The following is a 10,411-nucleotide window of genomic DNA, read 5'->3' as shown; positions in this document are numbered from 1 at the left end:
CCGCAAATACTGATGGTGCTGCACTCAAAACGCCTCGTCAGATGTCCGACATTGACCATCAGCAGGATAGCGCCCAACGCGAAGCAGAGCAGCACGAGACCGAGTAGCCCCTTATCCAGATTGTTCTTAGCTGCGAGCACCGGAAGAGACGCGGCCCACGCGCCGATGCCAACGCCCCCGCTGAGAAAGAACAGACTGCATGCCAGACGGGCTGGCATCGGGAAACGAATCATCAGGAGTTTCTCGCTGGCCATGGGTCGCTCGGATCTGGAGGATCGAACCAACTTCCCGGCGGTGCCTGAAGCATGAACCCGAGCTCGACCATTGTTCCATTGCGCATCGTGCCGATTATCGACGCAGAATGACGCAGCTAGCCCACATTTGATCAATATTGCCTCTTGTTAATTCACGATTTTGTTGCGCTTCTCGCCTGTTTGTGCACGAAGTGGCATCAAAATCGTTTTCAGGCCTGGGCCATCCGTTTGTGCCCATTCGTGACGGGAGCAATCATGACATCGGACATCGCGCGGGCGGCTAACGCCGTTCTCTTTCCGGCTTTCGACAACTGGGACCTGGATGCCGACATGCGGCCCTTTCTCGACTCGGGCGGCTGTTCCCTGCTCGTTGGCGAGTCGCGGCAGGAATATGTGCAGCGGCGAATGAGCGAGGAGCGCCGCGACAGCGAATCGCCTGATCTTTTCCGCGCTCATTTGGCAAGGCTCAAGGCGAGCACGGACGGCTTGATTGTTGCGGTTGACGAGGAACTGGCAGGAATACGCCGCCTGGAAGGGCTCGTTCCGGATTTGCCTTCGCTGGCCGCCGCTATCGCCATGCCGGACGCCGATTTGGAAGCGGCTTGCTTCGGGAATGCCGCCGCAGCACGCGAACTCGGTGTGACGATGTACCTCGCGCCGATCGTGGACGTCGTGGACGGTACCAACCCTTGGCTGCTGAACCGAACCCTCGGCGGTGATCCGGATGTCGTGGCGCGGCTCGGAGCAGCATTTGTGAGAGGCGTGCAGAAAGCCGGTATCGCAACCGCAACAAAGCATTTTCCCGGCTTTAATCACCTGCCGCTCGATCCCGCGCTGACGGATGTCGTTCTCGAAACCGAAACAGGACAGATCGAGGTTTATGCGGAAACGTTCGCCGCGATGATTGCCGCGGGAACGCGGGCAGTTATGGTGGGACCCGCAGCGGTTCGATCAATCGATCCCATCAACGCGGCCTGCGTCTCGCCTGCTGTCATATCCATGTTACGCGAGAAGTTCGGCTTCACGGGCCTTGTTATCAGCGATGACCTCGACGCTCCCGCCACAGCGCGCGGACAAAATCTGATCGACACCGCCGTTGCGTCGTTGAATGCCGGCGCCGAGCTTCTGCTGTTCAGCGGGCGGTCACATCTTCGACAGGTAAGCGAAGGTTTGGTCGAGGCGGTCAGCTCCGGCGACCTTTCCGAGCGACGTCTGCTGCAGGCTGCCGAACGAGTGAGGTCATTTGTCTCCTCTTAGCGACAATCTGACACTCCCGGTCGCTAGCGCGACCTGCTTGGTGCACGGCTACATCTGGGGAAAGTGTTTGCGCAAGTCGGCTTCATCCTGTTCTGTCAGCACCCGCACGGGTGCCGAACGCAAGATCATCAGCAGTTTCGCTGTTTCCTCGAGTTCCTCCGCGGCAGCCACGGCCGATGCCAGGCTCGTGCCGGTTACAACCGGACCGTGATTGGCCAAGAGCACCCCAGCGAACCTACCTCCAGCTGCGCAATCAGTTCTGCCGCGGCTGCATGTCCAGGTCGTGTGTAGGGCAACAATCGTACCGCCCCTACCCCCCACGACGACATAGGGTGTCAGCGCCGGGATGCAGTCGTTTGGATCGAGATGGCAGGAAAGCGCCGTGCAGCAGGTCGAGTGAAGGTGCACGACCGCGCGCGTCGCGGTGCGACTGTCGTAGAAGGTCCGGTGGAGAAAGATCTCCTTCGAAGGCTTGTCGCCGGAGAGATGCCGTCCGTCGCGGCTCACCTTGGAGATACGATCGGGATCAAGCCCAGGCATGAATTGGTCGGGGTGGTAAGGATGCCGTCCTCGACCAGGCACGAAATGTTCCCTGCCGCCCCGACCGAAAATCCGCGATCGGAAAGCGATCTGGACAGACGGACAATTTCCCGGCGCGCGCCGCTCTCGTTCATCATTGGCACGCCATTCTCGCCAAGGCTTTTGCGAAGAAATTAGTCGTCGGCGATGACGCCCAGCAGCTTGGTCTGCTCCTAGTAGACGACCTCAGCCGCGGTGGTGTCCGCGTCGGCACAAACCTTCTGCCGCTGCGCGAGGTCGAAAGCTCTGCCGATGATGCCCGAGCAAAAGACAATGTCCGAAGTGGACACCTCCCGATGTGTGACCAGCCGGATTCGGCCAGACTTGGGGGGAGTGATGACGATGCCGGACGCACGGAGTTCGGATTGGAAAAGATGCTGATCGAAGCCGTTGGGGACTTTTAGGAACATCATGTTGGTCTCGACGGCCTCGACGTCGACCTCAAGGCCGGCATCGCGAAGCCGTGTCGCCAGCAACCTCGCGTTCTCGTGATCGACTGCCAGCCGTTCAACCATCGACTTCAGGGCTACCCGGCCGGCGGCGGCAATCACGCCCGCCTGGCGCATGCCGCCGCCGATAACCTGACGCCAGCGCCGGGCAGCCTGAACGGCGTCTGCGCTGCCGGCAACGACTGCGCCGAGAGCGCAGCTCAGGCCCTTTGATAGGCAGAACGTCGTCGTATCCACATTGCGCATGAAATCGCGAACCGGTCGGCCCAGCGCCACCGCAGCGTTGAAGATGCGTGCGCCGTCGAGATGAACTTTGATGCCGCTTGCATGCGCAACATCGGCCAGCTCGGCCAGATGGGATGGGTCCGTGACCCGTCCGCCGGCTGCGTTGTGGGTGTTTTCCAGACAGAGCAGGCTTGGGGGCGCACTCAGCCGCATCTGTGTCTCAGCGATGGCCTGCTTCAGGGCGTCGACACCGATCTTTCCGGCCACTCCATGTACCGGCTTTGCCGTAAGCCCCGCGATTGCGGCTGGCCAGCCGCTTTCATTAATCTGAATGTGTGCGTTCGCCTCGACGATGAATGAACTGCCGCGCGGCGAAAGGGAAAGCGCGCAGACCAGGTTGCCCATCGTTCCGCTGATGACCAGCATCGCGGCTTCCATGCCGAGCAGGTCGGCCGCCTCCTCCTCTAAAGCGAGAACAGTGGGGTCGTCGCGAAAGAAATCGTCGCCGAGTTCGGCCCTCGACATCGCTTCGATCATATCCGCCGTCGGACGCGTGACCGTGTCACTGCGTAGATCGATGATCCGCTTTCTATTCACGTTTGACTCTGTCACGCGGCTAGCCCCGACAATTCCCTTGTCACCCAGGCGAATCCGATACGCGGACTGGTGAGGATCGGTGCGTTGACGGCCTTCACCAGCGGCAGCGCTGCGGCCATGGACGCCTGCGCGAGCACTACGACGTCGGCGTCGAGCGCGGCGGCGTTAATACCGTCTGCGACGGCCTGAAGGTATCGGTCCGTGTCACCAGACAGGAACAGCGCACGCGCCTCGTCGAGCACCATGCTTTCAATAGTCGGTGCGCGGCCCATCGCCCCCGCTTCGGATTTCAGTAAGGAAACCGTCGGCTCGATCGTGGTGCGCAGGGTGGCGAGCACCAGGATGCGCTCGCCGAGCATCAGACTTTCGCGTGCCATGGCTCGGTCTATGCGGAAGACGGGAAGGTTCGAAGTCGCGTTAGCCAGGTCGGCTGCGGCTCCGATCGTGGAACAGGTGCAGACAACGGCATCGATGTCGTCATGCGTCTGCTCGGCGATCGCACTCGCGGCCGCCTCGATCACCTCGGGCGTCGCCTGGCCGAGATCAATCGCGCGCTTGAGCAGATCCTCGCGAACGGTGTGCCGGAGAACAACCCAGGGCGCGAGTTCGGCGGCGAGCGCGTCAAAGACGGCCACCAAGGCAGGGGCTGTGTGAAACAGACGCACCGTTTTCCTGGCGGAATCGCTCACCTGCGCCCTCCAACCACCTTTGGGAAAAGCCGCTTGTCCTGCTGCTTATCGGCGACAGGGATGACTGCCTTCGGCTCCCGCCGCTTCAAGATGGCATCGACGCCACGCTCACCGATCATGATGGACGGTGCGTTGGTATTGCCACTGACCAGGGTCGGCATGATCGAAGCGTCGATCACGCGCAGTCCTTCCACGCCACGCACCTTGAGGTTCGTGTCAACGACAGCCGTCTCGTCGTTGCCCATCTTGCAGGTACCGGCGGGGTGGAAGTCCGTCTTCGCCCATTGCCGGATGTAGGCGGCGATCTGCTCGTCCGTGCGCACATCTTTCCCGGGCAGATGCTCGGCCTTGTAGAGCTTGCGGAAGCTGGGCTGGTTCAGGATTTCACGCGCCAGCTTGAAGCCCTGAATGCTATGGCGCCAATCGTTGGGATGCGACAGGTAGTCGGGGTCAATCAAAGGCTCCGCCATCGGATCGGCAGAGGCGAGTGTGACCCGGCCCCGGCTTTCTGGCCGCAAGTAGGCGGTGTTGAGTGTCATGCCGTGCCCGGCCACCCGAACGCGCCCGTGGTCGATGACATAGGCTGGCAGGAAATGCATCTGGATGTCCGGCCAATCCGCCTCACCGTTTGTGCTCACGAAAGCACCGCCTTCGCAGACGTTGCTGGTGATTGGGCCGCTGCCGAAGATCAGGAATTGCAGGCCATACCACAGAGCCATGGGGGCCCGATCGTGGCCGTTGTAAGAGACCGGCTCCTTCAGGCTGACGCAGCAGTAAACGTCCATGTGGTCCTGAAGGTTCTGGCCGACCGGCAGATCGGCGACCGGCGCGATTCCGAGCTGCTTTAAATGAGAAGCGGGGCCCACCCCCGAGAGCATGAGCAGCTTCGGCGAGTTAATCGCGCCGGCCGACACGACGACTTCAAGTGTTGCAGTGACGGTCTCCGGTCTGGTCGAGCCAGGCAAGATGTAGTCCACCGACACGGCGCGGCCGTTCCTGATGCCTATTTTGGTGACGCGGGCCTTGGTCACGACTGTAAGATTGGGCCGCGACCGGTTGGGATAGATGAAGGCAGCGGCCGTGCTCGAGCGCCGCACCGCCCGTTGCGTGACCTGATAGTAACCGACGCCATGCTGGCTGCGGCCGTTGAAGTCTTCGTTATACGGAAATCCAGCCTCCTGTGCGGCCCGCACAAATTTCCGCGTTAGCTCAATCGGGAAGCGCTGGTCGGAGACGCCCATCGGCCCGTCAGTGCCATGAAACGCGTCGGCAAAACGCTCATTGTCTTCCGAACGGCGGAAGTAGGGCAACAGGTCTTCATAACCCCAGCCTTCGTTTCCCTGTTCTAGCCAGGCGTCGTAGTCTTTGCGGTTGCCACGAATATAGACCATGGAGTTGACCGCGCTGCCGCCCCCCAGCAGCTTTCCCTGCGGAAACAGCAGCGCGCGATTATCGAGCTGCTTTTGGGGAACCGTCGACCACTCCCAGCGCACCTTGCTTCCCTGCAGCCGTGCGTATCCTGCTGGCCAGCGCACCAGCGGCGAATTGTTCTTGGCGCCGGCCTCGAGCAGCAGCACCCTGACCGACGGGTCTTCGCTCAGTCGCGAAGCGACGACGCAGCCTGCCGAGCCGCCGCCGACCACGATGTAGTCATATTCCCTACTCACTTCCGCACCCCACATCCACGTCCAGCCCGTCACACGACAGCGCTACCGATCCAGCGCGACGCATAGCCGCCGCTGCGGATCTGAACTGTCTTGATGTCCATGAATTCTTCGACGCCAAGCCGACCGACCTCGCGACCAATCCCGCTTTCGCCGACGCCACCGAAGGGAAGTTCGGGCGGCCCATCGAGGTAGGTGTTGATCCAAATCGTCCCCGCGTTTATGGCGCGCGTGGCGTTCATCGCCGCGGTCACATTGGCAGTCCAAAGTCCCGCCGACAGCCCGTAGACTGAATCATTCGCAAGCGAAACTGCTTCCTCGATCGTGTCGAAGCTGAGAATCGACAGCACTGGGCCAAAGATCTCCTCACGGGCAATGCGCATATGCCGCTGCACGCCAGTGAAGATCGTCGGGTCGACGAAGCGGACCTCGCCCTCCTCGCGATGCGTGCCGCCGAGTGCCAGCGTCGCGCCTTCCTCGCGGCCGTTCGCGATGTAACGGACGATCTTGTCATATTGCTGCTTGTTGATGATCGGTCCGACAAGGACACCTTCGGCTCGAGTGTCGCCAACACTGATCCGAGAAGCGTAGTCGACAAGCTTCCTGGTGAAATCCTCGGCGATCGAGGATTGCAACAGCAGCCGGCTGCCCTGGTTGCAGGATTGCCCGGCGTTGAGAAAGGCGCCGTGCAGCGCGGCGTCGAGCGCGGCGTCGAGATCAGCGTCAGCCATGACGATGTGGGCATTCTTGCCCCCGAGCTCGAGCGACACCTTCTTCAGACCATCTGCGCCGACGCGCATCGCGTGCTTGCCCACGGTCGTAGAGCCTGTGAAGGAGATCATGTCGACAGACGGATGGTGCAGCAGCGCATCGCCGCAGCTGCGTCCCAGGCCGGTGATGATGTTGAGCACGCCGTCCGGTAAGCCAGCGTCCTTCAGGATCGGCCCGAGGAGCAGCGCCGTCGCGCTGGTCAACTCGCTTGGCTTGACAACGGCTGCGCAGCCGGCGGCCAGCGCGAAGGGCAATTTCTGGCTAACGATGAGGAACGGGAAGTTCCATGGCGTGATAATCGCCGCGACGCCGAGCGGCTCGCGGACGGTGACAGCAAAATAATTGCCGCCAAGCTGTCCGAAGCTGTCACCCGTCACTGAACGCGCCTGCGTTGCGGCATAATCCCAAAGCATGGCCGAGCGCTCGATCTCTAGCCGTGCCTGCCTTGCCGGCTTGCCGCTTTCCGCCATCTCGAAATAGGCAAGTTCCTCAATTTCCAGGCGGATGTTGTCAGCAGCCTTTGCGAGGACGGCGGCACGCTCGGCTCCGCTTGCCGCTGACCATCCCGCCTTGAAAGCCGCCATAGCAGAAGAAACCGCCGCGTCGACGTCGTCGGCCGTCGAATCGCGGAAGAGAGAAACGACAGCGCCGCTGGCCGGATCGCGCCGCTCGAGCTCCGGGCCGTTGGCGCCACGCCAGGCGCCACCGATCCAGTTGGCGAACCGCCGGGCCGCTCGTTGTGTCATGATAACTTCCTCAGCGGACCATAAAGCTAGGGCTCATCCACATGAATGAGGCCGCTTCCTATTTTACAGCATTGTCATTTTCAGAATGTTTGTCAAACAAATAGTAAGCGAACGGACGCGGTGGGAGCGACCTCCTCCTTCAGTCCGCGCCGCCGCCCGATAACCTGTCAATCCGGGCCTTATTGAACGGGTGATGTGCGCCCGTGCCGAAGTTGGATAAATAGGTATCGTGCCGGAAGCCGATCGCTTCCAGAACGACAGCGATCACCACCCAGAACACCACGACCAGGCCAAGCGTGATCGCGATGCTGGTGATCCAGTATTGCGAAAGGCCAGTGGCGACGGCGCCGATTGCAGACACCATAGCAAAATAGCCGACCGTCTTGTGGCAAGCCTCGAACCAGCGCCGCCTCGGGCTCATGTCGTAATGATCGCCTCGCGTGAACACGGGATCCGAAGTTCCCTGCACGGGGTCGCGTCCGCCATGACTTCCGCGCCAGCGTGCGCTGACGATCTGCAGCACTCCGAGAATCAGCGTTCCGATGCCGAAGACTCCATGAAGGGTGTTGCCAACGCCGCCAGCCGCTGCGACGGCGATCAGACCGCCGACCAAGCTCGCCGCGGTCAGCACGAACAGCCCGACGCGATGCACAGTGAACCACAACAGCTTGCGGCTGAACATCGGGCTGCCCTTAGTGATGCCACTGACCGAGGGCGGTGGCTTGCCGAAACGCGTCAGCGCGACCACTGCAGGGATGAATACAATCCAAATGGCGAACATAAGCCAAGCATGCAAATCCCAATGCGGCGGAACAGACACGCCGAACCAGGCTTCAAACAGGGGAATCGGCGCGTCTGTCACACCTTGTCCTTATAGATCAACAGGGTCGGGGCGCGTAAAGCCGAAGGGTTCCTCGCGCCGTTCGGAACCGACCGACCTACGAAGCTGAACCAACAGACCTCTCGACGTTGGCCGCCTGTCACGGATTTGCCGGGAAGGGCCACACATCTGCTCGCGATGGTTTCGACGAAGGATGTCAGACTTTTATCGCGCCATCAAGCCTGATCTGACTAATTGCCAAATATCTTACACATATGTAAAGCTAGCTCTCATGTCCTCCACCCACAAAACCAAGCTCTCCGAGAAGCTCTATGAGACACTGCGGCGGCAGGTGGAGTCCGGAGAGTGGTCGCAGGGCACCCGCATCCCAACAGAGATGGAGTTGGCCGCGCAGTACGCTGTCTCCCGGCCGATTGTGCGGGAGGCCCTAGTCCGTCTGCGGGATGACGGAGTCATCAGTTCAAAGCGCGGCTCGGGAAGCTACGTCCTCGATGTGGCCGCCGTGGGGCCGCGGAAGTTCCGCGAGATCGAAAACGTTGCGGATGTGATCCATGCTTTCGAGTTTCGGCTCAGCATCGAATGCGATGCCGCCGCGTCGGCTGCGGTGCGGCGAGACGAAGCCGATCTTCAAATCCTGTCCGCTGCTCACGAAGCCTTCAGCCAAAGCGTGGATGACGAAGGTTTTGGCGACCTGGACTTCGGCTTCCATCTTGCAGTGGCTCGTTCGTCCCACAATCCAATGTACTCTGCTACGATGTCGATGCTGCATCGGCAGATCGTCTTCGGGATGAGGCTGATCGGACAGTTTCCTTCCTCTGGTTCGCAGACGAGGCTCGACCTTGTCGAAAGCGAGCACGCCCTAGTCGTCGAGGCGATTGCCGAGCAGAATGCGCCGCGCGCGTACGAGGCGATGTTCGAGCACCTCAGCAAATCTCGACGCCGACTGCTGGGGTTCGATGCAGTTCCCGATTGGAGCCGCCAACGTCCTACGACGCCACATGGAGAGACCGTGCGCTAACCCCCGCGCGGCTTACAGATCATGTATGGGTTGGTCCTCTTCTATCATCTAGCAGCCACTCCGTTCCCCACTGCAGAGCTACCGTTGCCTCTCTTTCGGCCTAGGCGCGCATAGATCGGGCCCTGGCGCCTCCCTACTCCCGTGCGTCGCGTCCGCTCAACTTGAAGCTCGGATCGCGCCACAGTGCGTCTATAATCCGAGCGCTGCGAAGTTGCCGGCTAACGTCAAATGGACAAAATCGGCAGAGGTGATGGGTGTCGAGGAAGACGAGTATCGCCGCGAAGAGTGCGCGCAATTCATTGGGTCGATCTCGATGCACGACGCAGCGCAATGATGCCGACGCTGTTGTTCGTTGGGGGCAAGACAAGAAGCTTCATCGGCCTGCATGCCTGAACAGACAACATCGCGGTTGCCACTCTGCGGAAAGTCTGATTAGATCGATCTAACGAGCCGACGCAAACGACCGCGTTGGCAAGAAAGTGAAAGGGGTAGCCGTGCCGGCCCGATCAGCGCGCCCCCCTTTGCTGGATTTTGAAACGAAGCGGGAGAACGGACACTTGGGTTTATCGGCTTGTCGTCGTCACACCTCCCTGACAGCACGACGGCATCCCGGTGCGCGTGCTTCATGGCACGCGCACCGGGAATTCGGATGCGAGCGAGCGACGCTGCCAACGCTTTGGGTCGCACGAGATGCGGTCCCCGGGTCAGGTAAATCCGGCCACGAACACAGTGTGGGGTGTTGGGCCCGGTTGGACGTTCGGAGGTGCCGGAGGTGGCGGTGACGAGTTTGCTTGCTCGGCCTGAAAGGGAGAGCAGAAGGCAGAACAGGACGTCCAAGGCGGGCTTGAGACAGCGCGTCGGCCAAACGATGTCGCTGCTGGTACTGTCGCCGACACTGCTTGTTCTCAGTGTCTTCGTTTACGGTTTCGCACTGTGGTCGCTCCTCATTTCGTTGACGGCGTCGAAAATTACACCTCTGTACGACTTTGTCGGATTGGACCAATACATCGCGCTATGGTCGATGGAACGCTGGCACGTTGCCGTCGGAAACCTGGTGATCTTCGCCGGACTTTTCGTGTCTCTCTCGGTGGGACTTGGCCTGCTGTTGGCGATCTTTCTGGACCAGAAGATCAGGGCCGAGAACGCTATACGATCGATCTACCTCTATCCGATGGCGATCTCCTTCATCGTCACCGGCACCGCCTGGAAGTGGATTCTGAATCCAGAACTTGGAATTGAAAAGCTCGTTCGAGACTGGGGTTGGCAGAGAATTTCGTTCGATTGGATCGTCAATCCGAACATGTCGATCTACACTCTTGTG

At 60.8% G+C, this 10,411-nt stretch carries 9 protein-coding genes and 1 pseudogene; 3 read left to right on the top strand and 7 right to left on the bottom strand.

The genetic code is table 11. The features are described from left to right. Nucleotides 1-254 (bottom strand): annotated as a pseudogene (locus EOA86_RS08575) (MFS transporter); the annotation flags it as partial. A gap of 255 nt (nt 255-509) precedes the next feature. Between EOA86_RS08575 and EOA86_RS08570 the strand changes: the two are divergent. After that, nucleotides 510-1,511 (top strand): glycoside hydrolase family 3 N-terminal domain-containing protein, encoded by a 1,002-nt coding sequence (locus EOA86_RS08570; protein ID WP_128341236.1) that lies wholly within the window; start codon nt 510-512, stop codon nt 1,509-1,511. 48 nt (nt 1,512-1,559) lie between these two features. Here the strand turns inward: EOA86_RS08570 and EOA86_RS08565 are convergent, their stop codons facing one another. From EOA86_RS08565 to EOA86_RS08540, 6 genes are all read right to left on the bottom strand, one after another. Next, entirely contained in the window at nt 1,560-2,051 is a 492-nt protein-coding gene (locus tag EOA86_RS08565; protein ID WP_206629979.1) for a class II aldolase/adducin family protein, read from the bottom strand. A 212-nt stretch (nt 2,052-2,263) separates the two neighbouring features. Beyond that, on the bottom strand, nt 2,264-3,376 hold the full coding sequence (locus EOA86_RS08560; protein ID WP_206629978.1) for a GntG family PLP-dependent aldolase: 1,113 nt from the start codon (nt 3,374-3,376) through the stop codon (nt 2,264-2,266). Then, nucleotides 3,373-4,050: an aspartate/glutamate racemase family protein gene (locus EOA86_RS08555; RefSeq protein ID WP_128341235.1), complete on the bottom strand. Its 678-nt coding sequence runs from the start codon at nt 4,048-4,050 to the stop codon at nt 3,373-3,375. Before EOA86_RS08555 ends, EOA86_RS08560 begins: the two co-directional genes overlap by 4 nt. After that, on the bottom strand, nt 4,047-5,732 hold the full coding sequence (locus EOA86_RS08550) for a choline dehydrogenase (protein ID WP_128341234.1): 1,686 nt from the start codon (nt 5,730-5,732) through the stop codon (nt 4,047-4,049). Before EOA86_RS08550 ends, EOA86_RS08555 begins: the two co-directional genes overlap by 4 nt. Nucleotides 5,733-5,746: 14 nt before the next feature. Then, nucleotides 5,747-7,231: an aldehyde dehydrogenase family protein gene (locus EOA86_RS08545; protein ID WP_128341233.1), complete on the bottom strand. Its 1,485-nt coding sequence runs from the start codon at nt 7,229-7,231 to the stop codon at nt 5,747-5,749. Between the two features lie 139 nt (nt 7,232-7,370). After that, nucleotides 7,371-8,012: a hypothetical protein gene (locus EOA86_RS08540; RefSeq protein WP_128341232.1), complete on the bottom strand. Its 642-nt coding sequence runs from the start codon at nt 8,010-8,012 to the stop codon at nt 7,371-7,373. A 331-nt stretch (nt 8,013-8,343) separates the two neighbouring features. Here EOA86_RS08540 and EOA86_RS08535 point away from each other — a divergent pair, with 331 nt between their 5' ends. Continuing rightward, complete coding sequence (locus EOA86_RS08535) at nt 8,344-9,090, top strand: FadR/GntR family transcriptional regulator (RefSeq protein ID WP_164891628.1); 747 nt, start codon at nt 8,344-8,346, stop codon at nt 9,088-9,090. Nucleotides 9,091-9,958: 868 nt separating this feature from the next. Beyond that, the coding region (locus tag EOA86_RS08530) for a sugar ABC transporter permease (protein ID WP_164891627.1) at nt 9,959-10,411 on the top strand (453 nt) is incomplete at its 3' end.

The organism is Mesorhizobium sp. M5C.F.Ca.IN.020.32.2.1, assembly GCF_004023105.1.
Taxonomy (GTDB): domain Bacteria; phylum Pseudomonadota; class Alphaproteobacteria; order Rhizobiales; family Rhizobiaceae; genus Mesorhizobium; species Mesorhizobium wenxiniae.
This window is presented reverse-complemented; position numbering and strand designations above follow the sequence as displayed.